Genomic DNA, 26,398 nt, shown 5'->3' with positions numbered 1-26,398 from the left:
TGGGGTCTACCATTACAAAACCACTAAATGAATGGTAGGCCCTGGGTTTTGTTGGACAATTTCGAAATATTGCCGATACTTTTGAATTTGTGATATTATTTTCGAGGTATTTCCCAAGGTTGGTATCAAATACGAATAGGTACTCAAAGCTAGTTTGAACCTTTGCAATGGCGGGATCGTATTGTGGAACAAGGTGGCTGTGGTGTAAAATCGGACCTGATCTCTTGTCTTTAACATGGCAGATTGCGGAGACAAATTGGATCTGGAAAATTGCGAGCATGCTGAAAACTATAGAGCATTCTTTTCAGTTTAACTCTTGCAAAATGATAAGGAGGTATTATGATGACTAGAATGTCAGTTGCAGTAATTGGTGGTGGTAACGGAGCTCGGGCTTTTGCTGGGCACTTGAGCTTAAAAGGCGCTCAGGTAAGGCTTTTGAGCAGTTTTCCACAAGAGTTAGAGGCCATTAAAAGATCAGGAACTATCAATGTTACCGGGGTAGTTAATGGAGAGGGAAAAGTTGAAGTATGTGATGACAACTTTGAAGCTATATCGGACGCACGTCTCATTTTAGTAGTTGTTCCGGCCTTCGCGCATGCTCCTATAGCGCGAGCCGTTACTCCCTATCTTAAAGATGACCACATCGTCGTTTTGAATCCGGGGCGGACCGGAGGAGCTCTTGAATTTTCACACGTGATAAAAAGTGCGAACTGTGAAGCAAAGGTCCATGTTGCCGAAACTCAAACGCTCCTTTATGCTTGTCGCATTGAAGGGCCCACAGGAGTTAGAATTAATGGCATTAAAAAAGAAGTGGCTGTAGCCGCGTTTCCAGCCGATAATACGACAATTGTCTTAAGCGAATTAAATAAATACTTCCCACAATTTAAACCCGTCCCGTCGGTTCTTTACACGAGCCTAATGAATATTGGAGCTGTCTTTCATCCAACAACCGTTTTGCTAAATACAGGAAGAATTGAAAGCGGGGAAACGTTTGAATTTTACAGGGACGGAATGACGCCTGCGGTTACTACAGCGTTAGAAAAAGTCGATGAAGAGCGGTGTGCCATTGCGAGGGCGCTAGACGTTCCGATTTCCTCGGCTTTGGAGTGGTTGCAATCTGCATACGGTGTGAATGAAACAACTTTACGTTCTGCATTGATTAATAATCCCGCGTATCAAGGGATCAAGGCCCCCACATCGCTCAAAGTGCGCTATTTACTTGAAGACGTACCTACCGGATTGATCCCGCTCACATCTTTGGGCGAGCTTGCTGGCATTGATACACCAACTTGTCGTGCTGTTGTGGATTTAGCCTGTGCTGCTTTATCGCATAACTTTTGGGACGAAGGCAGAACTTTAGAGAAGCTGGGATTAAAGGGAATGTCGAAGAAAGAATTGCATGAATATCTCCAACACGGCGTAAGTTGTAGAGGCAAATAAAAACAGCAAACATAATTATCTTATTTAGGAGGTGCAAGCATGAAGTTCACAGCATGGTCTGTATTTGTTGATTTTGCATTAATGGGTGGTCTTTTGGTTCTCGGTCAGTACTTAAGGGCAAAAATAAAATTGTTCCAAAGTTTACTTTTACCGGCTGCTCTTATTGCCGGCGCTTTAGCATGGGTTTTAGGTCCCAATGGTATCCACATATTGCCATTCTCAAACTCCGTAGGTACCTATGCAAGCATCTTGATTATTTTAGTTTTTGCTTCTATGCCTATTGGAGATGAGCCCGTAAATTGGAAGAAGTCAGGACGTGGTATTGGCGAGATGTTTAGCAATTTAACCGGAATAGCCTTAGCGCAATACGGTCTTGGCATGGCAATTTCCTTGTATATATTGGGGCTCGTTTGGAAATTGCACCCTGGTTTTGGGTTAATGTTAGCAACCGGGTTTTATGGTGGTCATGGCACGGCGGCTGCCGTTGGATCGGCATTTGAATCGCTTGGTTGCTGGGACGAAGCTTTAGCGTTGGGCATGACGTCTGCAACAGTCGGGATTATAGGGGGTATAATTGGCGGAGTTTCTTTAATCAATTGGGCTACTCGCAAAAAGATAACAAATTTCATAACTACACCTTCTGAGTTACCTCAAGAGCTTAGGACTGGCATCATTCCAAAGCCAAATCAAAAACCGTACGGTAAAACAACTGTTTCATCAATTTCCATAGATCCTATAACTTTTCATGTTGGTATAATCCTCATACCCTCTGTTTTAGGCTATTACATTTCTAATTGGTTAGGAATCATAAACCCCAATCTTAGGATTCCTGAATTCGCTTCTGCCTTGATAGTTGCGTACGTAGTGCAGCTGATTCTCCGCGCAACTGGCGCTCATGAATATGTGGATCGCAGTACCGTTAACCGCATTAGCGGGGTCGCTACCGATTTTCTGATAGTAGCCGGAATGGAATCGATTAAATTTTCCGTGGTTGTAAAGTATGCCGTTCCTTTGACAATTCTCTTTGTATTTGGGTTCTTGTTGAACTGGTTTTGGTTCATGCGTTTTGGTATGAATATGGCTCGAGAAAATTCCTTTGAAAGAAACATTTTTGTTTGGGGAGCCGCAAACGGTGTCGTCACGACTGGTATATTGCTTCTCCGTGTGGTAGATCCTGAGTTCAAGTCTCGAACTTTAGAAGACGCAGCCATGGCATTAGTGGCAAACCGCCCAATTGTCATTGCTTTGACCGCTTTCCCTCCCATTATGATATGCAGTGGCATGGCAGGACTTTTTACTTGGATTTGCATCGGCGGCTTCATAGTTTTGTTGTTGGCCGCCCGCATTTTCAAATGGTGGAATCCCGGTGCTTCGCCCATTCATAAACAAGGATAAAGAGGAGATGGTGTAAGTAATGTCAGGTAAACTTGAAATTCTTTTTCTGAGCAACAAACAAGTTAATGCTTTGGCTGCCGATAACATGAGTGAAGTAATGCATGACATGGAAAGGGTGCTTTCGTTATTAGATGAGGGCAAGGCGATAAGTCCAAACAAAGCAGTGCTATCTTGGGGCGAGACCGTAGAGGACGAAAATAAATACGGAAGGATTAATGCAATGCCCGGATACATTGGCGGGGAATACGATATGGCCGGCATAAAATGGATTGGCAGCAACCCTCAAAACTATAAACTGGGGCTGCCCAGGGCAACTGTCCTGGTCGTTTTAAACGATCCTGTTACAAAAATCCCTGTTGCCGTATCCGATGGCACGACGGTCAGTGCCAAACGTACAGGTGCTATAGGCGGTGTTGCAGCGAAATACCTATCGGTTTCAAACGCTTCCAACATAACGATATTTGGGGCCGGAGCTCAAGGGCGAACGCAGTTAGAGGCAATATTGCTGGCCAGACCGACGATTAAAAACGTTTACATTAACGACGCATTCTTTGAAAAAGCTCAAGAGTTTGCGGAAGAAATGAGCAAAAAATATGGAATCACCGTGACGCCCATCAAAGAACCGGAACAATATTGCAGTAAGAGCGAAATTATCGTCACAGTCACGACGGCTACGGAACCCATAGTGGAAGCAAGCTGGATCAAACCGGGCACGTTGATGATAAACATGGCAGATTATGAGTTTAACTATGATTGCGTGAAAATAGCAGACAAAATTGTAGTAGATAATTGGGAGAACATTAAACATCGCAAGATTAGTACGGTTGCGCTTATGTACCACGAAGGGTTAATAAAAGACGAAGACATTACGGCTCACATTGGAGAAATTATAAACGGCAAAAAGCCAGGGCGCGAGAGCGACGATGAAATAATTTACTTTAATGCTGTTGGCATGGGCATAGAGGATATTGCCGTGGTAACGCGAGCGTATAAAAAAGCTTTGGCGCAAGGCGTTGGCACCAAAGTGGCTTATTGGGAATAAAACGCCAAATATTAGGCTGTGTCGATTCCCGTAGAGTTTGCATTGCGCGGGCATCGACACAGCCTTTAGTCATAACATAGATAAATACCCTGACTTGAAAGAACGGCTTATCTCGCCTATTGTTTTTCAATTTCTCATAATTCTGGGTAGAGAAAAAATATAGCCGCCCCCATTATTTATTACTTATCACACTTTGGAGCAGCTTGCATATTGGTTGTTTATATTAAAGGAGCAGTCTTATTATAGGCGTAGAATCCAAAGGGAATGCCATTCCACCATGTTACCCCTGCAATGGCATCTTTTATCGATGTCATCATATACCCATCAAATCGCTGGTCATCCTTTGGGTTCTTGGGAGTATTATTGAAGTCAACCCAAAATACTATCCTGTGCCCAAGCGAGCTTGGTTTTTGATTGCCGGGGCCTTGCATGCCTTCGACGGAATCCTGCGGGTTAAGGGCTACCTTATATCGAACGGCAGCGAAATCATCCCTTTGGAGACATATGTAGGGAAAATTGGGAAGAGGAAGACAAAGAAGTGGCATTGAAGGGGAGAGAAGTGCGATACGGAAGTTTAACTAGTTGTGATTCATCATTAAAAAAGGAGAACCATTTTAAAGCAGTTCTCCTTTGTGCTCTTTTGATACAATCGCATGTTTCAAAACTTAGTATTGTTAGTTTATTGCGTTTGGTGCCGGCTCTCCTCTAGCGAGCAATATGGCAGAATCAACCATGCTTTGAGTCTGGCGCATAATGCTTTCTTTGGTCTGAATGAGTCTGTGAGGTGTAGCTATAACATTGTCCAGTTCAAGCAATGGATTATCCGCCTGCAACGGTTCCTGCTCAAAGACATCGAGCCCAGCTCCAGCAATCTCACAATTCTTTAAGGCCTGGTAGAGAGCCACTTCATCGATAATCGCACCGCGGGCAGTGTTTATAATAAAGGCTGATGGCTTCATAAGTTTAAAGGCTTCTGTACTGAAAAGGTGGCGTGTTCCAGCGGTTAGAGGACAGTGAATGCTGATGTAATCGGAGTATTTAAGCATGTTCTTGAAGTCTATACAAGTTATGCCTATCTCATTAATTTTTGATGAATCTATGTAAGGGTCATAAACGTTGATTTTCATACCTAGTCCCTTTGCAATTCGAGCTACATGACGGCCAATACGTCCAAATCCCACGAGACCTAGAATCTTGCCATACATTTCTGTGCCCAAAGCGTGCATGTGCTCCGCTGCATGTACGTTCTTATTCAGTGTTATAAGGTGACGCGATAAGGCCAACATGAGCAACACAGCCGATTCTGCCACTGAGATATGGTTGCCTGGAGAAATAATCACTTTGATTCCCATTTTGGTTGCGGCTTCTACATCAATATGGTCCACTCCCACTCCGGCTTTAATGATAGCTTTTAACTTTCTACCCTTCAAAAGCAGTGTTTCATCTACCTTATAGAGGCGTATTAGGAGAACGTCCACTTCGGGAAGCCATGCTATAAAGGCCTCTTCCTCATCTGGTGAAAAATATCTAACGGTGCCCCACTCATTAAGGAGTCTCAGAATAGCCATAACTTCTGGCCTTCGATCCACATCTAATACTGCAAAATTCATAATACCGCCTCCACCGTTAAAGATCCTGGCAAAGGGATACGAGTTTATCATATTCGCCTTCGTGCATGTTGTAGCAGTGTTCAGGCCCTGGATATATCTGTTTGCGGACTTCGCTAACGAAGGTTTTGGCAGCTGCCACGGCTATTTCTTTAAGGTTCGCGTACCGTTTAGCAAAACGTGGCGTCCTTTCAAAAAAGCCAAGAAGGTCATAAAGGTTGATCATGGGAGAGTCGCTGTAAGGGCCAGCTCCGGTTCCTAAGAATGGGATAGAGAGCTTTTCATATATAATTCTGGCCACTTCTTGGGGAACAGACTCTACGACGACGGCTACCGCTCCTGCCTTTTCAAATTCAATTACGTTCTTGATGAGTTGGTAGGCTGCTTCGGCATCTCTTCCTTGGGTTTTATATCCTCCAAGCATATTTATGGACTGGGGAGTGAGTCCCGTATGAGCAACGACCGGAATAGATGCCTCAGTAAGACGGCGAATGAGTGGAACTATCTCTGCACCGCCCTCGATCTTTACGCTATCCGTTCCTGCCTCTTTGAGGTACCGAATAGCATTTCTAACAGCCTCTTCCCCAGAAACTTGGTAGCTTCCAAAAGGCATGTCCCCCATGATAAAAGCGGTGGGAGCTCCCTTGCGGACAGCAATCGCATGCTCAATCATTATATCAAGCTTTGCCCCAAGAGTATCTTCATTTCCAAAGGTAATCATGGATATGGAGTCACCCACGTTTATAATATCAATGCCAGCCTCTTCGGCGATGCATGCCATCGGATAATCGTAAAGAGCGGTACGAGGCATTTTTTCTCCCTTTGCTTTTTTTTCGTAGAGGTACGGAACTCCCTTGCGTTTCATTATGCATTCCTCCTTAATAGTTGTTGTTTATATTTGTTAAAAAGAGCATAGAGAATTGAAGCCACACTAAGAACAAAAAGTACGAGAGAGATGGGTCTAGTGAAGAAGATCGCGTAGCTTCCATTTGAAATAATTAACGACTGCCATAGGGCGTCTTCTGCAATCGGGCCAAGTATAATTCCCAGTACAATCGGGGCGAGGGGAAAATTAAAATGCTCTAGAACGACACCTATCACTCCGAAGACCAGCATGAGCGAGACATCCATAAAGCTATTCTGGATAGCGTATGAACCTGCAACGCTGAACACGATTATGAGAGGTACTAAAATTTTATTAGGAACACGCAAAACCTGAGGAAAGATTTTGAGTCCAGCCAGCCCCATGACAAACATGATGACGTTAGCGACAAGGAGGCTCATTATAAATCCATAGACAACATCCGGCCTCCCGGTAAAGAGCATGGGACCAGGGTTGAGACCATGGATGAGGAGCCCGCCAAGAAGTACTGCGGAAGCCGAGTTTCCCGGAATACCAAGAGTCAGAAGAGGCACAAGGGATCCGCCAACAACGGCATTATTGCTTGCTTCAGATGCAGCAACCCCTTCGATAATACCTGTTCCGAAAGTTTCTGGACGATCAGATTTTCGCTTTGCTTCACTATAACTTACAAAAGAGGCAATATCAGCCCCTGCTCCAGGAAGAATTCCAACAATAGTTCCAATGATAGACGAGCGCAAAAGAGTCTTGCGAATCGAATGGAGTTCCGTCCATGAAGGAAGCGCGTTTCCTATAAGGTTCGATTTTGCAGGAACAGCATTTCTACTATCCGGCTTAAGGCAAAGCCGTAGAGCCTGAGAGAAAGAGAATAATCCAATAAGCGCCGGAACAAGAGAAACGCCATCATAGAGACCAACATTGCCAAAAGTAAATCTTGGGAAACCTTCTATTGTGTCAAAACCCACCGTTGCAATTAATAACCCAAAAGCACCGGCGAGGAAGCCTTTAATGAGGCTTTTATCATCGGAAAGAGAGATTATGATTGTAAGGCCAAGAACGGCTACCATAAAATATTCTGGAGGTCCAAAGGACAGAGCAAAGGATGCTAGAGGTGGAGCGAGAGAGAGAAGGATCACTGCGCCTAAGATGCCACCAATAAAGGAAGAAACAAGAGCTATCCCTAGCGCTTTTGCTCCCTGTCCTTTTTGCGTCATAGGATATCCGTCAAATACAGTTGCGCAAGATGCAGCTGTGCCAGGGGTTCTCAAAAGTATGGCAGAAATAGATCCTCCATAAACAGACCCATTATATAAGCCACCTAACATGGCGAGACCTGCTATAGGAGACAAAGAAAATGTAAAGGGAACAAAAAGGGCTATGCCCATTGTGGTAGACAATCCCGGCATTGCACCTATGATGATGCCGCAAAAGGTACCGATACCTATAAGAAACAAGTTTGTTAAGCTAAAAAAGCTAACAACACCTAGAGCTATATTTTGAAGAAGATTTATACCCATATTAATATTCCTCCATAACCACTAAAGAGAGAAAGGGAAACGGGGTAGGGGCACCCCTAAAACATATGCAAAAAGTATAAATATGACCGCAGATGCCCCTACTGATATTGCGGCAATTGTTGTAATTCGCCGCACTCCTAACACTGCCATGCTTGCGCTTGTGTAAATAAAAGTAGATACCACATATCCTAGCCTGGGGATTATAGCTAAATATATTGCCGATAAAACAAATATGATCACTGGCTTGATCGAGAGGGTAACAGATGCTCCTTCTTTTTTACGCCAGGATTCTATTCCCCACAAAACTGAAAGTACGAGAATGAATATAAGGATCCGTTGTGGAAAATATGCTGATACTTCTGGAAATCCAAGTGTGTGAACGTATAATGCAATTGAGGTGCCGGCAAAAAACATCGCAAGCAGAACATCAAAATTGAAAGACATGACAAACTCTTCTTATATTTTTAAATTCAATTTTTGTAATTACAGAGCTTCGCATTTTTTAGACACCATCATATGTTCGGGTAATTTACACTTTTGAATATTGATACCCTATTGCTAATCTGCCCTTTCAAGAAGTTGGCGGATGACTTCGCTCTCTTCTGCCAGCTCTTTAGCGTAAGCATCGGGGTCTATGTATTCAAAGGTTTGCCCCATATTTTTAACAGTTTTCAAGTAATCTTCGTCGGTAAGAGCTTTTTTAAAGGCTTCACGCAAAGTAGTGAGGATCTCGGGATCTAATCCCTTGGGGGCGACGATTGCCCTGCTTGAACTGGAGATAACCCCGTAACCTTGCTCTTTGAAGGTCGGAACTTCGGGCAGCTGCTCGTGGCGCTTTTCAGCCATTATTCCAAGAAGACGAATCTGACCTGACTGTACGAATGGAATGGCTTCATCAACATTGAAGGCAATGAGTTTGACGTGGTTTCCTAAAACGGCAGTACGGGCAGGGCCTGCTCCCTTAAAGGGAACATGGTTTAGGCTGATGCCGACTTCCTTCATAAAGAGCAGAGCTGCAAGATAGTCATCAGAAAACTGTCCACTAGATCCTATTGTAAGAACACCAGGGTTCTCTTTGGCCATGGAAATAAGGTCATCTAGGGTTTTAATTTCAGAGTTTGCATTTACACCAATACAGTGCTCACTACCACCAGCGGGGGCAATCATCTCAAAATCTTCATAGACATAACTTGTCTTTCGAGTGTAAATGTTAATGAAGAACACGGGGATATTAATCATGCCTACTGTATATCCGTCTGGTTTAGCACGGGCTATTGTCGAAAAACCTATTTCTCCGTTGCCACCCGGCTTATTGACTATAGCGAGGGTTCCACCCAAATACTTGTCCACGTAAGGTTTGAGATTTCGGGCAGAAATGTCAGTGCCGCCTCCAGGAGAGTATGCAACGATAAAACTTACCGCGCTTTCTGGATATTTGGCCTCTGCTGGAAAAACAGTTGAACAAAACACTATCACTAAAGCTACCAATGACATTACAAATATCTTTTTCAATTATCTCCCTCCAGAGCTTAGTATATTAGCGACATGTAAGGTTAAAACTATTTGTACCACTGCCGCCTTATTGATAAAACCTTTTCTATTTTTGAGAAATCCTTATTTTTGAGACCATCGAGAATAATAACGTGACGTCTGTGAAAGAGTTCGACTTGGTCATCGCTACACATATTATTGAGAAGCGAGAGTCGAATTTGATAATAGAGGGAACGTAGAATATTTTTAATAAGGGAAAAATCTGTTTTCTCAAGCAAAAACATGTGAAATTCCATATCCAAATCTGCAAATCCAACAGTTCTAAGCCATGAATCCTTTTCGGCAATCATCCTTTTTTCTTTTTTCATATGCCCATCCAAAAGCGCGAAATCTTCCTTGTCAAGCCTATCTCCCGTAATCAAATCTTCAAACACTCTCAATTCAAGCATTGTGCGAACTTCCATAATTTCTCTCAGTTCTTTTTCTGTATGCTTCGCTACGAACCAACCTACTCGTGGCTTCGCTACAACAATACCTTGATGTTCAAGCTCTTTAAGTGCTTCTCGCACAGGAGATCTGCTTACATTCAACTCTTCTGCTATATCACGTTCGACTATCTGGTCCCCCTTTCTGTACGAATCACCACAAAAAATCTTGCGGCGTAGGTAATCCGCAATATAGTGATTCAGGTTTTCTGGTAAAACAACCTTTGCTTCTTGATTCACAAGAATCCCTCCATATGCTTGGTGGTCTACTGTCGACCAACAATGATTATAATAAGTAAATAAGAAAAGTCAAGTGCTCAAAATTGTCTCATCTAAAACCTGCTAAAACCTAGATTAAAACCGAAGCCTGTATCCTTCGTTCAATAGTTCAAGATTAAAAAAGTGCCTCCAAGAAGATAAAAGGGGCGCATAACGGGGGTCATTTTAAAGAGAGCAGTTACAATAGGGGCCTTCCTTTATGCTATCGAAAGGAAGGCCCCATCACGCAGGATATCGCTTTTTCTATTTCTACAGACCTTAATGGTTTCACTAGTGTTAAGACCCTATCCGGCCTTAACACTGGACATCACCTTAGTCCCAGATGTCATAAATAGGACAAGAACGGACATTACACATATTACGGTAACTAAAGGTCGGTGGTAAAATGCTGCAAAGCCAGCAACGGCAAAAGCTATTCGATGCCATGGAGACAGAGGAGCTCGTGCATAGCCTGTCATGGCAAAGGCAATGCCGGCGAGAGCTCCGATGCCGCTCAAAATAGAGAATAAAATTTGTATTGGAGTTCCTTGAAAGATAAGTCCTAGGTCATAGCAAAATGCAAAGGGCACGATGAATGCTAAGACGCCAAGCCTACAGGCCGTGAAACCTGTTTTGTTGGGATCTGAACCTGCAATAGATGCAGCAGCATAGGCAGCCAGTGCAACTGGCGGTGTAATATTTGACACTATGGCGTAGTAAAAAACAAAAAGGTGTGAAGCTAGCGGGTTAAATCCTATTTTTACAAGGGCAGGCACACCCAAAGCAGCGGCGAGAATGTAGGCGCTGGTTGTTGGCAACCCCATGCCAAGGATAAGTGAAACGATAGCGATTAAAAGCAGTGCTAATAAGGGGATGCCGTGGGCTATGCTAAGCACAGCGCTTACAAATTTGAAACCAACACCTGAAAGAGCAACGGACCCAACAACTAATCCGGCAGAGGCACAAGCTAGGCAAATAATGGGAATACTTCTGGCTCCGTCATGGATAGCCTCAATTACTTTCTTTGGCCCCATTCTATGTTTAGGATCAAAGAGCGACATGCTCCAAGATAAAACAATTCCTGCAATAGCTCCATACATAGGTGTGTATCCGGCTAGCAGCATAAAAACGAGCAGGGCAATGGGCGACATCAAGTACAGTCGTTTAAGAACGGTCTTTTTAGATGGAAGTTCATCCGGTGGAAGTCCTTTTAGATCATCTCTGAGGGCGACTAGATGAGTCATTAAGAGAACGGCGCCATAATAGAATAGAGAAGGGAGCACAGCAGCTATCATTATTACTTTAAAAGGAACCCCTAAAAGAGCAGCCATGACAAAAGCTCCCGCTCCCATTATTGGCGGCATGAGCTGCCCTCCTGCACTGGCAACTGCTTCTACAGCTCCGGCAAAGTGAGGCTTATAACCAATGCGCTTCATTAAGGGAATGGTAAAGGAGCCGGTTCCATAAACATTAGCAACAGCGGATCCTGAAATAGACCCAAATAGCGAAGAACTTACTACTGCAATTTTGGCAGGTCCCCCGGCCGCGGTTCCGGTAAAGGCTTGAGCGAACTCCATAAAATATTCTCCAATGCCACTTTTTTCCAAGAAACTGCCGAAAATTAAAAATATCATGACGAAGGTTGCAGATACACCTAAAGATGTTGAAAAAATACCTTCGTCTGTAAGGTACATTCCTTCGATAAGTCTATCGAATTCTGTTGGAATACCCCTGAGAACGGCAGGAAGCAGGCTAGTATCGCACACGTATGTGTAAATGACAAAAGCTAACGCTACAATTACAAGAGGCAGCCCTACGACGCGTCGAGTAGCTTCTAAAAGCAACAGGATAAGCATGGCACCAAGTACCATCTGAATCATTGTGACATCATCCACGCCCTGGATCCGCATCATTATCTGATCGTAGTTCATTATGATGTATATTCCCGGTGCCGCAGAAGCTACGGCAAGTATCCAATCGTACCAAGGAACTTTGGTCTCGGGGACTTCTCTTTCCTTCGAAGAGGCAAAGGGGTAAAGAATGAATGCCATTGGCAACACCCATGTTAGGTGGATTGCTCGCTGTAAATATGCTTCAAAGGATCCAAAAACAGCCGTGTAAAGGTGAAATAAGCCCAGAGCAAGGACATAGACATAGAAAACCTTTGCTACAGCGCCTTCAAGTTTTCTCATAAGACGAAACACCTCCTTGACAAAAATCGCAAAGCAAAGGGCAGGCTCAGAAGCCCGCCCTTAATCTTTTTTCGAGCAGTATGAAAGTTCAACCGCTCAACAAGTTACTTCTTAGAAGCGGCTTCTGTCCAGTATTTAACAGCTCCAGCGTGACTCTTAATGGGATCACCCGGAATTGCCGCGGCCGGATCTAATTCCTTCATGTCAACAACGGCCTTGGCAAGAGTATCTTGATTTTCATGCATTGCCTTACATAGGTTATATACAAGGTCTTCGTCCAAGTCATTGCGCACCACTATGCAGGTATAATCTCCAACTACCTTTACGGGTTCATCTTTGACAGACTTGTAAATGCCAGGATCTACTGTGAAGGTTACTGTGCCGTAATCAACACCAATCTTATCGAGGGTTTCCTGTTCCATTCCTAGGATGACTACGTCTGTCTGGCTTTCAATTTGCATTACAATGGAGGCAACTTTGCCCACAGAGAAGGCAAAGATGTCAAGATGGTTATCGGCAATCAGGTCTGCACCGTCGGAGTAGGAAGCGTATTCTACAGAGCCACCCCATTCTTTCAGAGCTTTACGATAGTCAAGTCCAAAGCCGGACTTGAAAACGGCATTGACCATGAACTCGGAGCCAGTTCCGGTCTTCAGTGTTGCAAAACGAGTTGGTATCTTACGAGCAACCAAATCGTCGAGGGACTTAATGTTATGTTTCTCCACAAAATCTTTGCGGGCAATAAAATAAGTGTACTGAGTATAGAGGTTTGCCAGTATAGTTGCGTTCTCAACGGGAGTTTCGAAGGGAGGCATGCCACCTTTTTGAGCAACGGCAACCATAGAAGTGTTGGAAAAACCAAGATCGCCCTTTCCCTTATCTGCATTGATAATGTTGGCAATAGCACCGCCGCTTATGCTCGTAGTGGGGATAACCGTCTGAGTCCAGAGGTCAGCGAGGGCGCCGCCCAAAGCAAACCAGTTTCCGCCTGGAGGTCCAGCCATAAAGCGAAGCTGGGAAGGCGTATCGGCAAAACCGACAGAAGTGAAAAACACGCAGATCAACGCAAGTGACACAATGAAGCTTCTTTTCAAGATAAACCCTCCTTACTGTTTTTAAAGATTAATTTATGAAGACAAAAGTCACACCTGATCCCCGGTTAACTTTACAAGGCTTAAGAAACTATGTCAAGAATGTTTTTTTGGCTTTATTTCAACCAATGTGGAAAATTTTAGGTGGCAAGAGCCGGGACTGATCGTCCTGATATAGGTTTCTATGTTACAAAAATTACAAACTTGACCAAAGGAAGGTCGATTCTCAGGACGTATTTTAGCCTCAAAAAAGACAGCTGTTATAATATTATTGTCTGTGAATAAAAGGGAAGGAGCGCTTAAAGTTTCTAAAATACCTTCTTATATATTGAAGAGGAAATCGCGGAAGGCATAACAGGGGTCTTTTAAGCGCAAAATATGCCATTTCTGAAGGAGGTTAAGACAATGAAAAAGGAAATATCCGGTGTGACGATCGAGTGCGTAAAAGGGGATATAGTGAAACAACCCGACGTAACAGCCATCGTCAATGCTGCCAATGCCTGGTTAAGGATGGGTGGAGGAGTGGCAGGCGCCATTCACAGGGCCGCAGGGCCCGGCCTTGAAGAGGAATGCCGCCCACTTGCGCCAATAAAACCGGGACAGGCGGTAATTACGGGAGGACATAACCTTCCAAATAAATACGTGATTCACTGTCTCGGGCCTCGTTACGGAATAGACAAACCGGAAGACAAGCTTTTGGCAGATTGCTACCGAAATGCATTAAAATTGGCAGATGAGCATCAAATAGATTCCATTGCCTTTCCGGCCATTTCCACGGGCATATTTGGTTATCCGGTCGAAGAAGCGGCAGAAGTTGCCCTAAAAACGGTCAAAGAAGTCATCCCTACGCTCAAGCATGTAAAGCACATTCGATTTGTGCTTCACAGTGACTTTGACCACAAGGTACACGAAAAGGTGCTGGAAAGTTTATAAGCTATTTAGAATAAGCGGCTTAACATCAGGCTTCTTTGCTATATAGGCCTTCGAGAGTTATTGTTTTGGAGCGGAATGTATAGGAAATGACATTATTAACGATTCGGGATTTACTAAGTGAGCATAAGAAACTAGCATTACGAGAAGTTATAGTTTCGCTGTAATGGTAGAGTGGTAATAGAACGAGATGAAGATAGTTGCTTTGTTTCCGCTAATAGCGAGGTTGTTTTTTCTCAAGGCGAAACCCAACCAGAGGAGGAGTTCTGGTAAACTTTCGCGAGGCCATTCGGTTGCACATATTTGATTTCTTAGAGAGCAGATGGGCTAATTTTTGAGCATTGAACGTTAGGGATATTTCCGCTTACCAAATCCCTCCAAAGATCCTTCGAATTTGCTTTAAGTTCTTCCAGCGTTTCTCCTTGAGCCCAGTAATAGGGGAACTCTTCGAAATAGCCGACCCACATATTGCCATCCTGCCAATATATAAATTTTTGCTTCATTAATTGTCAGCCTCACTTTATCACTTTTATCATGCAATAGTGAAAATTACTTAGACATAGGCAGCTTCACTGACCATATTATAACAACCAAGCTAATTTCGGGCATCTTAAAAAGTTTAATCAGGATTTCCAAAATTTTGTTATAAAATATAATGTAATGATTAAGGGAGGTAGTTCCTGCGAGGAGGAAATGCAGTGCAAGAAATTTGGTACATATTTAAGGGTAACGAATTGCTGTTGTGTCATGCCTCGCAGATGAGGCTTCCAACGGCTTGCGATCTCGAAGCCCTTTCCGATAAATTAACCAAAAAAGGAGTCGTCTCTATAGGGGATCGCGATAAAAATGATGATCCGAAGGAATTTTGGGGAGAAATCTCTGTTGATGCGGTGCTTCCCGAAGGAATAATTACCATGGGATTGCGCGAAGTAGGATCGGTTTTAGGCGAAGGAGTCTTTTATAAAGCTGCAAGGGCATTTCAGTTGATGAAGTGGTACGGTCATCATTTATTTTGCATGGCCTGTGGTGGCAGGCTGGAGCCTTCACAATTTGATAACGGAAAAATTTGTCCCTCCTGTGGGGCAATCTTTTATCCTCCCGTGACGCCTGCCATTATAGTGGCAGTTGAAAGGGAAGGCAAAATACTTCTTGCGAGAAACGCCAACTTTCCCCCCGACCGATACAGCGTAATTGCGGGGTTTGTCGAGCCAGGGGAAAGCTTTGAGGATGCGGTCAGGCGAGAAGTGAAGGAAGAGGTTTCCGTAGAAGTAAAAAACATCCGTTACTTCGGAAGCCAACCGTGGCCATTTCCTCATACGATCATGGTTGGCTTTACCGCTCAGTGGGCTTCGGGTGAAATAAAGCCGGACGGCAAGGAAATCCTTGATGCCCGGTGGTTTGCCCCCGACGAATTGCCCGATATTCCGTCAGGCATCAGCATATCGCGCAAGCTCATAGATCATTTCAGGCGATTCGGCATCTGACCCTAAGATTTGTTTGCTAAAATTACTAAAAGTTCCAAAACTTTCTTGATGTTATCTATGGCAACAGGGTCTAGGTCTTTAAGCATTTCACTTACATAATTGGTGTAACGTTTGATGATTTTTGAAACCTTATTGACACCTTTATCGGTTATCCTTATGTAGCAAACCCGACCATCTGCCGGTGAAGGTTCTCTTAAAACATAACCTTTGTTTTCCAACCGATCTATGATTTTACTTGTTCCACTTTTCGTGATGTTCAATTTTTTCGCCATTTCTTGTACTGTGATATCATCGTGTTCACACAATTTTTTCAATGCTATAAATTCAATAAATGATAAATCTCCGCAATATTTACCGCCAAGTCCTTGACTTCCGAAACACCACGACAATTCTTGGATTAAATTATAAATCTCAAATATCATTCCATTCACATTCTTTCCTCCTGTATAAAAAATATTGTTTACTATATTAAACAAATTTTATAAACAATAGTTTCCATTGTCAACAAGAAAGCGGCAAAACCGCACCTCAAAGGTCAAGTCCAACATCGGTCAACGAAGTATTTGCAAAGCTTTGTACTTCTGAAGACGCAAAAGAAGGCGTGGCAGCCTTTTTCGAAAAACGCAACCCAACCTGGAAGGGAAGATGCGTTTTCCTCGTTTCACACTTCAGATCTGTATGGGCTAGAACTTAAAATGTTAGAAACCGGTTCGAGGTAAATGTTATAATGAATTTCGTTTAAGGCGAATAAAAATATTACAAGAAGGTTACCATAAAATGCCCTACGCAGAATTCAAGGCCCCAAAGGGGATCATAAAGGTTTCTTTAAAGTTAGACGGAGATAGCATATCGGAAATTCGGATAAGCGGGGATTTTTTTATGTATCCTGAAGAGGCGCTTGACGAGCTTGAAGGAAGACTCGTCGGCGTAAGGGCCGATAGGGAAAGTTTGCTGGAGGCGTTGGAGAAATTTTACTCTGAGACGAAGGTCGAAACGCCCATGATCGAACCAAAACACTTCGTTGAAGCGATAATGAGATCTTTGAGGGGATAAGATATGAAAAGCTGGAGATTGCTTCCCTTGAGAGTGGACGAACCCTTTTACAGCATGGCCATAGACGAGGCCATTTTAAGGTTAAAGGCCGATGGCAAGTCGCCCAATACTTTGAGGTTTTGGAGGTGGCGTCCTTCGAGCGTTTCTTTGGGGTATTTCCAAAGCCTTAATCGCGAAGTTGACCTCGAGGTAGCTAAAAAACGCGGGGTGGCAGTTGTAAGGCGCATCACTGGTGGAGGAGCCGTGTTTCACGACCATGACGGTGAGCTTACCTACAGCGTCGTTTGTGGGCAAAATGACGTCCCAAGGGATATCGAAAAGTCCTTCGAGGCAATCTGCGAAGGGCTCATAAGAGGCTTCAAACGTCTTGGCCTTGACGCATGCTTTAGCCCTCTAAACGATATCTCGGTAGGAAGCAAAAAAATCTCAGGAAGCGCGCAGACCAGAAAATGGAGATGCCTATTGCAGCACGGCACCATACTCATAGATCCTGACATAAGGCTCATGTTTGAGCTTTTAAGGGTAAGCCCTGAAAAAATCACGGATAAGTTCATCTCTTCCGCTTACGAGCGGGTAACGTCCATAAAACGGGAGCTTGGCGAAAAACCGAGCTTTGAAGAGGTAAAAGAAGCGATGCGGCTCGGCTTTGAGGAGTCCTTTGGCATTAGTTTCGAAGAAGGAGAGTTGTCTTCCGAAGAAATTAGCTTGGCCGAAGAGCTGAAAGAAAAATACGCCTCTTCTGAGTGGTTAATGAAGAGATGAGTGGTACCATGCAGGCGAAAGACGCGTTTTTTAAAAAATTCGAGCGCAGCGAAAACTTCTACGCTTACTATCCTTATCCCAAGTTTCCTTCGGTTTCAATAACCGGGAAAGCTTGCGCGATGAACTGCAAGCATTGCGGGCGTCAATATTTAAAGCACATGGTTTCTTGTCCCACCCCAGATGAGCTTTACCGAAAATGTCTAGTCTTTGACGAAAAAGGCTTTAAAGGCGTCCTCGTAAGCGGCGGTTATAACAGTAGCGGGTGGGTGCCCCTGGAAGGGTTCATTGACCCTTTAGCGCGCATCAAGCGTGAAACAAATTTAGCGATTAACGTTCACTGCGGTTTGGTGCCGACGGCGCTTGCCCGCGATCTCGGGAAGGCAGGCATAGACGTGGTATCCTTTGACCTCATAGGAGCTGACGAATCCATAAAAGAGGTAATAGGGATCGAAAAAAGGGTCGAAGATTATGAGCGTTCGCTGGATGCTTTAGTAGAATCTGTTTCATGCGTCGTGCCTCACATCACGATAGGCTTGCACGGTGGCAAATTATTGGGCGAAGAAAGGGCGCTTGAAATAGCAAGCTCAAGAAGGATAAGCGCGCTGGTGTTTCTAGTGCTCGTGCCAACGGCAGGTACCGCCTTTGAGAAGGTTCGCCCCCCTGCAGCAGAAGAAGCCGGAAAGCTCATTTCTGCCGCCCGGCTTAAAAGGCCCGATATTCCCATAATGCTTGGCTGCATGCGACCGCGGCTCCTCGAGTATGAAATTGCGGCCCTTAATGCCGGCGTTGACGGGATCGTGATGCCAAGGCAGGAAACGCTCAAACGCGCAAAAAACCTTGGTATGATCGTGCAAAGCGTTGAAGGATGTTGTGCGGTGCCGCTCAGGTTTGGAGGATAAAAATGGTTAAGTATATAAGAGTAGCCCTCGGAACGGGAGTCCTTTTGGGTTTTTGCAAAGCCAAACTTGAAGTTGCTCCGACTACGGCTCATCTTCTCACTTATTTTGAGGGAAAGTGTTTGGCCAATTGCAAGTTTTGCCCCCAGGCGAGGGAAAGTTCTTCCGACCAAAAGATGCTTTCGAGGGTGGAGTGGCCAAAGCTCGAGCTTGAGGGCGTCATCGAATCGCTAAGAACGCGCGATCACGGCTTTAAAAGGATCTGCGTTCAGACAGTTAATTACGCAGGGATCGTAGAAGACTTATTGGAAATAGTTTCAAGGATAAAGGGAGCGTGCGACCTTCCTATATCCCTTGCCTGCCATCCCCTCTCGAGTCAAGATATAAAGCGCCTGGCAGATGCCGGGGCAGAACGCATCGGGGTTGCCCTCGATGCGGCGACGCCCGAACTTTTTGAAGCCATAAAGGGCAAGGGTGCGAATTCGTTTTATTCCTGGCGGACTCATCTGCGCGCCCTCGAGGAAGTAAAAAAGATAGTTGGCAAAGCGACCACCCACCTGGTAGCGGGCCTGGGCGAAAGCGAAGAAGAAATGATAAGGACAATTCAGTTTTTGCAGGACCGCGAAATTACCGTGGGGCTTTTTGCATTTACGCCAATAAAGGGGACGCCTTTGGCCAAAAACTCCAGCCCCGATATATCCGCTTACAGGCGGATTCAGCTTGCCCGTTACTTGATCGCAAAGGGCTTTAGCAGGGCAGAAAAGATGAAGTTCGAAAATGGCAGGGTAATCAGCTTTGGCGTGGACGAAAATACATTAGAACTTGCGGTAAGCAGCGGCGCGCCCTTCATGACTTCGGGGTGTCCCGGGTGTAACAGGCCTTTTTATAACGAGTCACCACGCGGTCCAATATATAACTTCCCCCGAAAGCTCACGGAAGACGAAATGAAATCTATAAAGGGCGAGCTTGGCCTTGAGGTTCGATATTGACCGACACCTCGCCATCAAGGTTCATATTCTCGCCGGCTTGGGGGATGAACTTCCACCTGTAGGCGCCATTCAAGCTTATGTAGCTTGAAATGCCCTTCATGGAAAAATCTTCCAATCTGATCGTAAATGGCTCGGCCTCGAACATGGAGAAGCCATCTGCGAAACTTTCGACTACGCGTCCTATCTTTACGTCGCCAAGAAACACTGGGTCGCCAATGTTCACTGCATTAAGCGACAATACCCCGCCAAAGCCGTAATGCGGTACACCACCGTCTAAAATTCCCAGCCCCTCACCGACGAAGACCGGTATGCCGACAAAGGGTCCGATACATGCTTTTGGACCTTCTACCAAGACGGATCGTGGTTTTAAGGCTACAACCTTCCCCATAAATGCAGAAAGTTTTAGGCCTTCGTCGCAGGCAAGCTTACTACACCGTGCCTTTTCTGACGTTGACTCCGCGTCATTCGATTTTCCATCGAGGACGACGCGAATCGGAAGGCCTCCTCTTGCCCTGAGCAGATCGTCGTGTGGCCTTATTTCCACGTGCAAATGACGATCCGTCCAGGTGTCAAAGTGGCCGTTTCTTATCATTTCACCGAGCGGTTCATCCACATTTACGTAATCGCCTACCATGACGCCGGGTTTAACGTGAAGTATGCGAACGAGATACTCGGAACTGATCGGTGTTTCGATGGCGATCAGATATTCTTTCGTAGGCATCTGAAATTGCTTCGTCTTCGGAGCCGAAAATTCATAAATATATCTAACCCTACCCTCTACTGGAGAAGGCGCTTTTGAAGAAAGAGGGTAAATATCAATAGCTCGATGCTCGAAATGCGCCAGGTAAGGACTGTTGAAAAAAGACACCCTACTTTGACGCGGAGCGCAGATTTTTATCCCACAGGAGGCAGCAATTTTTATCAACTGCTCTCACATCCCCCTTTTGTAGCTGATACTGATTATACTTGATATGAGCCTGTTCAAAGATAAAGCAGAATCTGTTAAGCTTATTTAAAGGGGTGATGTCATTGGAGACGGTTTCTTTATTAAAGGAACTTTCAGGCGTGGACGGGCCCTCGGGGTACGAAGATGAAGCGCTAAAGGTTATCGAAGAAAAAATAAAACCTTACGCAGACGTTTTAAAAACCAGCAGGCTTAATACCTTAATAGCCCTGAAGCGCGGCGAGGGCACAAAGAAACTCGGGATATTTGCACACGTTGACGAGATAGGTTTTGTCGTCGCCAAAGTCGAAGAAAGAAGCTTTATAAGGCTTGAGCCCATAGGCGGCATCGATCCCAAGGTAGTTTTGTCACAGCGGATAAAAATATTTACGAAGCGAGGTGTCGCCACCGGCGTCGTGGGCTTTCTTCCCCCGCACCTTCAGAAGGAGGACCAAAGGGGGAAAGTCCCCAGCTTCGATGATATTTTCGTAGATGTTTCATGTTCATCCTTGGGAGAACATGTGAGCGTGGGAGATATTTGCGTAATCGAAGGAGAATGTACTGAGCTTGGAAGCAAAGTCTCCGGCAAAGCCCTGGACGACAGGGCAGGTTGTGCCGCCTTGATCTTGGCCGCCCAGGAGCTTGAGACGATCAAAAACAGGGCGGACGTTTACTTCATATTTTCAAGCCAGGAGGAGATCGCGGGTCCCGGGGCGGTTTCCGTGGCTTACGAACTTGGGCTGGATGAAGCCATAGTGGTAGACGTGACCCACGGAAACGAAAGGGTGCCCCAACTTCCCCAAATAAAGATTTCTGAGGGTCCCGCCTTAGCCGTTGGGCCCGTAATAAACAGGGAATTTTACAAGGCCCTTTCCGACGTGGCGAAGCGTAACGGCGTGAAAATACAGCTTGAACCCACGCCGGGAAGGTCCGGCACGGACACGGACGAAGTACAAATTACGAGGTCTGGCATCAAAACGGCTCTTGTTTCCATACCTCTAATGTACATGCACACGCCCGTTGAAGTAACAGACCCCCGTGACATAGAAGAAACGGCAAGACTTCTTGCCTTGGCAAGTACCATATGAGGCGTGCGAGGAAAGGGGTGAAGGCGATGTACTTGAAGGAATTGACCGAACTTGACGGCGTCTCTGGAGACGAGGGGCGCGTCAGGGATTTTATAAAAGAAAAAATAGAAGGCAAGGTCGACAGCGTAAAGGTGGACGTACTGGGCAACTTGATTGCCTTTAAAAAGGGAACGAAATCAAAGAGGAAATTCCTTTTGGCCGCACACATGGACGAAGTGGGCTTCATGGTGACAAACTGTCGAAGACGACGGGACTTTGTCCTTTGCTCCCGTGGGAGGCGTCGATCCGCGCGTAGTGGTGGGAAAACACGTCAGGATAAAGGGGGAGATACCTGGCGTCATCGGCTACAAGGCCATACATCTTCAAAAGAAAGACGAGAGGCTGGCGTCACCCAAATACGAAAATCTCCGCATATATATCGGCGCAAGTTCAAAGGACGAAGCCACCCAAAAGGTAGAGATCGGGGACTACGTCTCCTTTGCGACGGACTTCAGGTGTGAAAACTCCAGGGCAACCAGCAAGGCCTTCGACGATAGGGCAGGATGCGCAGTGCTTATGGAGATAATAGATAAAAATGAGCGCTTCGAGGACGACCTTTATATTGCCTTTTTGGTTCAGGAAGAAACAGGCCTTAGGGGAAGTGCGGTGTTATTTGAACAACTTCAACCCGATCTGGCCTTGGTGATTGAGGGAACGACCGCTGGAGACGATCCTGGGCTTCCTGAACATCAGTGGGCGACTCATTTGGGAGACGGCCCGGCCATCACCTTCATGCACAGGGGATACGTGGTAAATAAAAAAATTTACGAATCCATCCTAAGTGTCGCTCAAAAATACGATATCAAACACCAGCCGAAAAGAAGGACTGCGGGGGGTACCGACGCGGCGCGCCTCGCCAAAACTGGCGGGGGAGTGCCTGCCGGAGTGATTTCCCTTCCGGCCCGATACATTCACAGTCCACTATCTGTGATCGACATGGGTGATTTTGAAAATACAGTCTTGCTGGTGAGCAAAATCTTGGAAGAAGGAGAGGGTTTTGCAAGATGATAGATTTAATCAAAGAGCTAACCGAAAGTTACGGTCCAAGCGGCAGGGAAGAGGAAGTTCAAAAAGTTGTTTTAAAACACCTCGAAGGCCACATAGATGGCCATAGATTTGACCCCTTGGGCAATTTGCTGGTCTGGAAAAAAGGCAAAAGCGACAAAAAGGTGCTGCTTGACGCCCATATAGATGAAATCGGACTTGTGGTTACAAACATCGACGATAAAGGTTTCCTGAGGGTAGAACCGGTTGGCGGAGTTTCTCCCTATACCTACGTGGGCCACAGGGTTAAATTCCCCAAAGCTACAGGAGTGGTTTACTATGAGGGCGAAACACCGGATGAGCAAAAGAAAAATTTATCGAACCTGACCTTCGACCACCTTTTCGTGGACATCGGCGCTCACGACCGAAAGGAAGCGGAAAGTTTGGTCCCCATAGGCACCTTTGGCGTTTACGATTCTTACTTTCACAGAAACGGCAAGTATCTTGTTTCCAAATCCATGGACGACAGGATCGGTTGTGCCGCTTTAGTCGAAGTCTTAAAAAATTTAAAAGACCCGAAACACACGGTAATAGGGTCTTTTTCCGTTCAGGAAGAAATCGGACTTGTCGGAGCGTCAGTGGCTGCTTACGATTTTTCTCCTCAACTTTGCGTCGCCGTAGACGTTACCGATTCGGCCGACCATCCGAAGGGGCTTAAAAGGCATGCTATGGCTTTGGGCAAGGGCCCTGCCATAAAGATCAAGGATCGAGCCTCGATAAGCCACAGGAAGGTCGTCGAGATGTTAGAGCAGGCTGCACAAAAATCAGGCGTGTCTTACCAAAAGGAAGTTTTGACTTTTGGAGGCACAAATGCCGCAGTCCTTCAAAGGACCAAGGAAGGCATCCCTTCGGCGACGCTTTCTATACCTACCAGATACGTCCATTCGCCAAGCGAAACCGTATGCCTAGACGATGTGGAAGGCGCGGTAAAATTGCTGGCGAGCTTCGTCAACTTGGAACTAGAATTTTAATGCCTTAAAAGCAGACTTGTTTGGTTATTTAACGTAAACTAAAAAATGGGTCGCTCATACATAGCGACCCATTTGTATAGATTGTGCGGTTACTTTTTTATGGTGTTTTTCAGCAAGCGCCCGTCTTCAAAGGCGATGATAACATCGAACTTCTCGGGTGCGGCGCCGAAATTTCCGTTGTCAGCCAGCCAAAGGTGCAGTTCCGTGTCTCCTTCGACCTCCATATTGAAGGACCCGTCCGTATCGGACAGCATCCCTCCAGATGCCGCGCGGGTCACTACTATATTCCATATGTCGTTTCCCGGAATGGTATCCCAAGTTCCGCTTTTGCTGTCCTTTGCCTTGATGGTTATGCTTTCTATGGTCCCCTTGGTATTAATGAGCTTGAGCAGCACGTGGGCGTCGGGGTTCGCATCGGGCGTGGCAAGAAGCGATGAAACCTCGCCTTTTTTCAGGTAGTTCATCGGACCCTTGCCAAGATAAGTAGCCCGAATTTTGTCTGAAACCTGAGCAGCACCGGGAGGCGCTTTAGTCTTTGGGGCCCCTTTTCCTTCAACGGCGCGGATTACCTCTTTTTCCAGGATACTTCCGTCGCTCATTACCACGAGGACTTTATATTTCACGTCGCCCTCAGTGATGGTGCCGTTATCGGTGAGCCACAGGTTGAAGTCCTTTTTCCCAGACACACTCAAAGAAACTGAACCGTTGCTTTCGTTTAAGACGTTCCCGGAAGAGTCCGTCACTGCAACGAGCCATTTCCCGTTTCCCGGTATCGTATCCCATTCCGAGGCTCCGTCATCGCCGCGGACGATGAAGTTGATGATCTTTCCATCGGCTACCAGTTCAAGGGCGATCTTCCAGTCGGGCTTTCCATCGCCCTTCAGGGCCTCGCTTCTTGAGGTCAGGTCTCCCTTTGAGGGCTCAATCAGCACTGCAGAAAGGATCCCCTTGTCCGGGACTGGCTTGGCAACTTCTTGACGTTCGGCGACCTTGCGCAAGACCGTGCCGTCGTTGAACTTGACGATTACTTCATATCGCGTGGCGCCCGCTGCAATGGAGCCATTGTCGGCGACCCAAAGGTCCAGTGTCGTATCCCCCTCAACGGCAAATTTTACGCTTCCATCCTCCCTGTTTCGCAGCTTTCCATCGGTGTACACCGCTATGGCCCATATGCCGTTGCCAGGGACGGTATCCCAGGCCGAAGATGTGCCGTCCACGTTTCTTATCGAAATTTCTTCAACTACGGATATGGCGTTAAACCGTACCTTAAAGTGGGCGTCTCGTACGCCGTCGCCACGGATCTTTTCTGACTTACCTACGACATCTTTGTCTCCAATCCCCATCAAGACTGCCGATAATTCTTCACCTGCAGGCAATTCGGCCTTTTCAACTTCCTCGCGTTTAAAAATGTCGGGCATTCCAGGAACGGTTGTCTTCGCCGTTGCGGTGCTCCCGTCCATGAATGAAACGGTGACCTCATATTCCCGTGTTTCCGAAAAGGCGGTACCGTCGTCGGCAACATAGAGATGAAGGGTAATTAAAGCGAGAAATGGTTTGGTCGAAAAGGACCCCGCGGCTGTCGTAAGATCTTCCCCCTTGCCGTCTTGTACGATCATTCCCCATTTCTCGTTGCCGGGAATTGTGTCCCATGCCCTATCCGTTCCTAAAGCTTTAAGCTCTACCCCCGTTACAGCTCCGGCGCCTTTAATGGAAACGATGAAATGTGCATCAGGTTTGCCGTCCGGTTTCAAGGTCTCTTTCATCCCCAGAAGGTCCGTTTCGGTGCCTTTGAAAGTAAAACTTTGTATTTCACCCATGGCAGCGAAGGCGGAATTAACAAATAACATCGAGACAGCTATTAAGAAAAGGAGAAGGGCTGCTTTTTTAACCGATTTCATGGCTCAATCCCCCCTTGAATGAATTATTATTAATCTATTACTAAGATATTATAACATGTGACAATGACACATCAGTATTATTTACGATCAACGATCGCGCCATGTTTTGGGGGCTATATTCGTTAAAATTCGAGTGCTTCCTGTAGAACAGTGACTGTAAGTTCATCCTTTAATGATCAAATCCGTTATATAATATTTTCATCATTAGGTGAACATGGCCTTGCTGAAAGGGTGAAACAAGTGGGCATATCCGCGAGTACAAGTTCAGCGCAACTTTCTGTGAGAAAATTAAAGTCCCTGATAATAGCTGAATGCATTATACTTATGGGATGCAAGGTCCTGTGCAGGCTTAATGAGCCTAACATAGCTGTTAAGACCTTATTCCCGGAAAAGTAAAGAGGGTTTACTGTCGATGAAGGACGTGACCAGTCGCTATAAGGGTGCTTTTTTTGTCCTTTTGTCCGCTTTCTTATACGGATTTATCCCTATCCTTGCCGTGTTTGCCTATAAGAAAGATGTCAGCGTTATGTCTTTTCACTTGGTGCGTTTTACTATTGCATCTGTTGCTCTTTTCTGCCTGCTTTATTTACGGAGGGGGAAAGCTGCGCTGATGGTGGGCAGGAAGAACCTTTTTCAATTATTCATACTTGGCGGTGTCCTCTTTACCCTCACAAGTTTTAGTTATTTTTCGAGTTTTAAATACATCCCGGCGTCCATGGCTGCCCTTATTTTTTATTCTTATCCCGCCTTGGTTTCTGTTGGTTCTTCTTATATTAATAAAGAATATCTCTCAATAACTCTCATTCTTGCGATAGGAGTGTCTTTCACGGGCCTCGTATTTCTTTCCGGAAAAACTGCGATTTCAGTCAGCATCAAAGGAGTCTTGCTGGCCGGTCTCGGGGCTTTATCATATACGTCTTA

Annotated in this window: 27 protein-coding genes and 1 pseudogene; 14 read left to right on the top strand and 14 right to left on the bottom strand. The window is 45.5% G+C overall.

Translation table 11 applies throughout. The annotated features are described in order from the left end of the window. Positions 1-280, bottom strand: a 280-nt coding sequence (locus AC5SXE_RS03730; RefSeq protein ID WP_493916661.1) for a hypothetical protein, incomplete at its 3' end; no start/stop codon positions are given. Positions 281-342: 62 nt separating this feature from the next. Between AC5SXE_RS03730 and AC5SXE_RS03725 the strand changes: the two genes are divergently transcribed. Genes AC5SXE_RS03725 through AC5SXE_RS03715 form a run of 3 tightly spaced genes read left to right on the top strand, consistent with a single transcriptional unit; the run spans position 343 to position 3,877 of the window. Next, on the top strand, positions 343-1,440 hold the full coding sequence (locus AC5SXE_RS03725) for an NAD/NADP-dependent octopine/nopaline dehydrogenase family protein (RefSeq protein WP_323720602.1): 1,098 nt from the start codon (positions 343-345) through the stop codon (positions 1,438-1,440). Positions 1,441-1,479: 39 nt separating this feature from the next. Then, entirely contained in the window at positions 1,480-2,835 is a 1,356-nt protein-coding gene (locus tag AC5SXE_RS03720; protein WP_323720601.1) for a sodium/glutamate symporter, read from the top strand. A 19-nt stretch (positions 2,836-2,854) separates the two neighbouring features. Further along, complete coding sequence (locus AC5SXE_RS03715) at positions 2,855-3,877, top strand: ornithine cyclodeaminase family protein (RefSeq protein WP_323720600.1); 1,023 nt, start codon at positions 2,855-2,857, stop codon at positions 3,875-3,877. A 218-nt stretch (positions 3,878-4,095) separates the two neighbouring features. Here the strand turns inward: AC5SXE_RS03715 and AC5SXE_RS03710 are convergent, their stop codons facing one another. From AC5SXE_RS03710 to AC5SXE_RS03670, 9 genes are all read right to left on the bottom strand, one after another. Then, complete coding sequence (locus AC5SXE_RS03710) at positions 4,096-4,422, bottom strand: hypothetical protein (RefSeq protein ID WP_493916660.1); 327 nt, start codon at positions 4,420-4,422, stop codon at positions 4,096-4,098. A 129-nt stretch (positions 4,423-4,551) separates the two neighbouring features. After that, positions 4,552-5,487, bottom strand: coding sequence for a phosphoglycerate dehydrogenase (locus AC5SXE_RS03705; protein WP_493916659.1), 936 nt, complete (start codon positions 5,485-5,487; stop codon positions 4,552-4,554). Between the two features lie 16 nt (positions 5,488-5,503). Beyond that, positions 5,504-6,349, bottom strand: a complete 846-nt coding sequence (gene panB / locus AC5SXE_RS03700) for a 3-methyl-2-oxobutanoate hydroxymethyltransferase (protein ID WP_303881026.1) — start codon at positions 6,347-6,349, stop codon at positions 5,504-5,506. Beyond that, on the bottom strand, positions 6,349-7,863 hold the full coding sequence (locus AC5SXE_RS03695; RefSeq protein ID WP_493916658.1) for a tripartite tricarboxylate transporter permease: 1,515 nt from the start codon (positions 7,861-7,863) through the stop codon (positions 6,349-6,351). Before AC5SXE_RS03695 ends, panB begins: the two co-directional genes overlap by 1 nt. Before the next feature lie 21 nt (positions 7,864-7,884). Continuing rightward, a complete protein-coding gene (locus AC5SXE_RS03690) occupies positions 7,885-8,307 on the bottom strand; it encodes a tripartite tricarboxylate transporter TctB family protein (RefSeq protein ID WP_323720595.1) in 423 nt (140 codons plus the stop codon). Between the two features lie 114 nt (positions 8,308-8,421). Then, positions 8,422-9,375, bottom strand: coding sequence for a tripartite tricarboxylate transporter substrate binding protein (locus AC5SXE_RS03685; protein ID WP_323720594.1), 954 nt, complete (start codon positions 9,373-9,375; stop codon positions 8,422-8,424). Between the two features lie 47 nt (positions 9,376-9,422). Beyond that, positions 9,423-10,079, bottom strand: coding sequence for a GntR family transcriptional regulator (locus AC5SXE_RS03680; RefSeq protein WP_323720593.1), 657 nt, complete (start codon positions 10,077-10,079; stop codon positions 9,423-9,425). Positions 10,080-10,402: 323 nt separating this feature from the next. Further along, positions 10,403-12,289 carry a TRAP transporter permease gene (locus tag AC5SXE_RS03675; RefSeq protein ID WP_310847318.1) on the bottom strand — a complete coding sequence of 629 codons (1,887 nt, stop codon included), beginning with the start codon at positions 12,287-12,289 and terminating at the stop codon, positions 10,403-10,405. Positions 12,290-12,393: 104 nt separating this feature from the next. Next, a complete protein-coding gene (locus tag AC5SXE_RS03670) occupies positions 12,394-13,383 on the bottom strand; it encodes a TAXI family TRAP transporter solute-binding subunit (RefSeq protein WP_323720592.1) in 990 nt (329 codons plus the stop codon). A 402-nt stretch (positions 13,384-13,785) separates the two neighbouring features. On the opposite strand from AC5SXE_RS03670, the gene AC5SXE_RS03665 reads away from it, so the two are divergent. Beyond that, entirely contained in the window at positions 13,786-14,313 is a 528-nt protein-coding gene (locus AC5SXE_RS03665; protein ID WP_323720591.1) for a macro domain-containing protein, read from the top strand. A gap of 308 nt (positions 14,314-14,621) precedes the next feature. Here AC5SXE_RS03665 and AC5SXE_RS03660 read toward each other — a convergent pair whose 3' ends face one another. Beyond that, positions 14,622-14,813 carry a type II toxin-antitoxin system HicB family antitoxin gene (locus AC5SXE_RS03660; RefSeq protein WP_310847314.1) on the bottom strand — a complete coding sequence of 64 codons (192 nt, stop codon included), beginning with the start codon at positions 14,811-14,813 and terminating at the stop codon, positions 14,622-14,624. 195 nt (positions 14,814-15,008) lie between these two features. On the opposite strand from AC5SXE_RS03660, the gene nudC reads away from it, so the two are divergent. Beyond that, on the top strand, positions 15,009-15,794 hold the full coding sequence (nudC, locus tag AC5SXE_RS03655) for an NAD(+) diphosphatase (protein WP_310847313.1): 786 nt from the start codon (positions 15,009-15,011) through the stop codon (positions 15,792-15,794). Between the two features lie 2 nt (positions 15,795-15,796). On the opposite strand, the gene AC5SXE_RS03650 is transcribed toward nudC, so the two are convergent. Next, positions 15,797-16,216, bottom strand: coding sequence for a MarR family winged helix-turn-helix transcriptional regulator (locus AC5SXE_RS03650; protein WP_310847450.1), 420 nt, complete (start codon positions 16,214-16,216; stop codon positions 15,797-15,799). Positions 16,217-16,571: 355 nt separating this feature from the next. Here AC5SXE_RS03650 and lplB point away from each other — a divergent pair, with 355 nt between their 5' ends. From lplB to lipS2, 4 genes are read left to right on the top strand one after another with little or no spacing between them, the layout of a single operon-like run. Beyond that, positions 16,572-16,847, top strand: a complete 276-nt coding sequence (lplB, locus tag AC5SXE_RS03645) for a lipoate-protein ligase small subunit (protein ID WP_310847312.1) — start codon at positions 16,572-16,574, stop codon at positions 16,845-16,847. Between the two features lie 3 nt (positions 16,848-16,850). Further along, positions 16,851-17,609, top strand: a complete 759-nt coding sequence (locus tag AC5SXE_RS03640; protein ID WP_323720590.1) for a lipoate--protein ligase family protein — start codon at positions 16,851-16,853, stop codon at positions 17,607-17,609. After that, positions 17,606-18,508 (top strand): LipS1 family lipoyl synthase, encoded by a 903-nt coding sequence (lipS1, locus tag AC5SXE_RS03635; protein WP_310847309.1) that lies wholly within the window; start codon positions 17,606-17,608, stop codon positions 18,506-18,508. Before AC5SXE_RS03640 ends, lipS1 begins: the two co-directional genes overlap by 4 nt. Before the next feature lie 2 nt (positions 18,509-18,510). Then, a complete protein-coding gene (gene lipS2, locus AC5SXE_RS03630; RefSeq protein WP_310847308.1) occupies positions 18,511-19,494 on the top strand; it encodes a LipS2 family lipoyl synthase in 984 nt (327 codons plus the stop codon). Here the strand turns inward: lipS2 and AC5SXE_RS03625 are convergent. After that, positions 19,457-20,419, bottom strand: coding sequence for a DUF8155 domain-containing protein (locus AC5SXE_RS03625; RefSeq protein ID WP_310847307.1), 963 nt, complete (start codon positions 20,417-20,419; stop codon positions 19,457-19,459). The genes lipS2 and AC5SXE_RS03625 overlap by 38 nt on opposite strands. 98 nt (positions 20,420-20,517) lie before the next feature. Here AC5SXE_RS03625 and AC5SXE_RS03620 point away from each other — a divergent pair, with 98 nt between their 5' ends. From AC5SXE_RS03620 to AC5SXE_RS03605, 4 genes and pseudogenes are all read left to right on the top strand, one after another. Then, a complete protein-coding gene (locus tag AC5SXE_RS03620; RefSeq protein WP_310847305.1) occupies positions 20,518-21,525 on the top strand; it encodes a M20/M25/M40 family metallo-hydrolase in 1,008 nt (335 codons plus the stop codon). Further along, positions 21,522-21,719: pseudogene (locus tag AC5SXE_RS03615) on the top strand (M42 family metallopeptidase); the annotation flags it as partial. The gene AC5SXE_RS03620 and the pseudogene AC5SXE_RS03615, both read left to right, overlap by 4 nt. A gap of 61 nt (positions 21,720-21,780) precedes the next feature. Then, positions 21,781-22,572, top strand: coding sequence for a M42 family metallopeptidase (locus AC5SXE_RS03610; protein WP_493916657.1), 792 nt, complete (start codon positions 21,781-21,783; stop codon positions 22,570-22,572). Beyond that, complete coding sequence (locus tag AC5SXE_RS03605) at positions 22,569-23,579, top strand: M42 family metallopeptidase (RefSeq protein ID WP_323720589.1); 1,011 nt, start codon at positions 22,569-22,571, stop codon at positions 23,577-23,579. Before AC5SXE_RS03610 ends, AC5SXE_RS03605 begins: the two co-directional genes overlap by 4 nt. Before the next feature lie 89 nt (positions 23,580-23,668). Here the strand turns inward: AC5SXE_RS03605 and AC5SXE_RS03600 are convergent, their stop codons facing one another. After that, complete coding sequence (locus AC5SXE_RS03600; RefSeq protein WP_310847301.1) at positions 23,669-25,477, bottom strand: hypothetical protein; 1,809 nt, start codon at positions 25,475-25,477, stop codon at positions 23,669-23,671. 412 nt (positions 25,478-25,889) lie between these two features. Here AC5SXE_RS03600 and AC5SXE_RS03595 point away from each other — a divergent pair. Next, a partial coding sequence (locus AC5SXE_RS03595; protein ID WP_493916656.1) for a DMT family transporter occupies positions 25,890-26,398 on the top strand: 509 nt, incomplete at its 3' end.

Source organism: Acetomicrobium sp. (assembly GCF_059026225.1).
Note: the sequence above shows the minus strand (reverse complement) of the source record. Positions and strands in the feature narration are given on the sequence as shown.

Excerpts from the sequence above, each read along its gene's own strand:
- AC5SXE_RS03605 (WP_323720589.1), top strand. The coding sequence starts at position 22,569 with ATGATAGATTTAATCAAAGAGCTAACCGAAAGTTACGGTCCAAGCGGC.
- AC5SXE_RS03715 (WP_323720600.1), top strand. The coding sequence starts at position 2,855 with ATGTCAGGTAAACTTGAAATTCTTTTTCTGAGCAACAAACAAGTTAAT.
- AC5SXE_RS03665 (WP_323720591.1), top strand. The coding sequence starts at position 13,786 with ATGAAAAAGGAAATATCCGGTGTGACGATCGAGTGCGTAAAAGGGGAT.
- AC5SXE_RS03660 (WP_310847314.1), bottom strand. The coding sequence starts at position 14,813 with ATGAAGCAAAAATTTATATATTGGCAGGATGGCAATATGTGGGTCGGC.
- AC5SXE_RS03640 (WP_323720590.1), top strand. The coding sequence starts at position 16,851 with ATGAAAAGCTGGAGATTGCTTCCCTTGAGAGTGGACGAACCCTTTTAC.
- AC5SXE_RS03710 (WP_493916660.1), bottom strand. The coding sequence starts at position 4,422 with ATGCCACTTCTTTGTCTTCCTCTTCCCAATTTTCCCTACATATGTCTC.
- AC5SXE_RS03690 (WP_323720595.1), bottom strand. The coding sequence starts at position 8,307 with ATGTCTTTCAATTTTGATGTTCTGCTTGCGATGTTTTTTGCCGGCACC.
- AC5SXE_RS03650 (WP_310847450.1), bottom strand. The coding sequence starts at position 16,216 with ATGATATTTGAGATTTATAATTTAATCCAAGAATTGTCGTGGTGTTTC.
- AC5SXE_RS03675 (WP_310847318.1), bottom strand. The coding sequence starts at position 12,289 with ATGAGAAAACTTGAAGGCGCTGTAGCAAAGGTTTTCTATGTCTATGTC.
- lipS2 (WP_310847308.1), top strand. The coding sequence starts at position 18,511 with ATGGTTAAGTATATAAGAGTAGCCCTCGGAACGGGAGTCCTTTTGGGT.
- AC5SXE_RS03620 (WP_310847305.1), top strand. The coding sequence starts at position 20,518 with ATGTCATTGGAGACGGTTTCTTTATTAAAGGAACTTTCAGGCGTGGAC.
- panB (WP_303881026.1), bottom strand. The coding sequence starts at position 6,349 with ATGAAACGCAAGGGAGTTCCGTACCTCTACGAAAAAAAAGCAAAGGGA.
- lplB (WP_310847312.1), top strand. The coding sequence starts at position 16,572 with ATGCCCTACGCAGAATTCAAGGCCCCAAAGGGGATCATAAAGGTTTCT.
- AC5SXE_RS03720 (WP_323720601.1), top strand. The coding sequence starts at position 1,480 with ATGAAGTTCACAGCATGGTCTGTATTTGTTGATTTTGCATTAATGGGT.
- AC5SXE_RS03725 (WP_323720602.1), top strand. The coding sequence starts at position 343 with ATGACTAGAATGTCAGTTGCAGTAATTGGTGGTGGTAACGGAGCTCGG.
- AC5SXE_RS03705 (WP_493916659.1), bottom strand. The coding sequence starts at position 5,487 with ATGAATTTTGCAGTATTAGATGTGGATCGAAGGCCAGAAGTTATGGCT.
- AC5SXE_RS03600 (WP_310847301.1), bottom strand. The coding sequence starts at position 25,477 with ATGAAATCGGTTAAAAAAGCAGCCCTTCTCCTTTTCTTAATAGCTGTC.
- lipS1 (WP_310847309.1), top strand. The coding sequence starts at position 17,606 with ATGAGTGGTACCATGCAGGCGAAAGACGCGTTTTTTAAAAAATTCGAG.
- AC5SXE_RS03695 (WP_493916658.1), bottom strand. The coding sequence starts at position 7,863 with ATGGGTATAAATCTTCTTCAAAATATAGCTCTAGGTGTTGTTAGCTTT.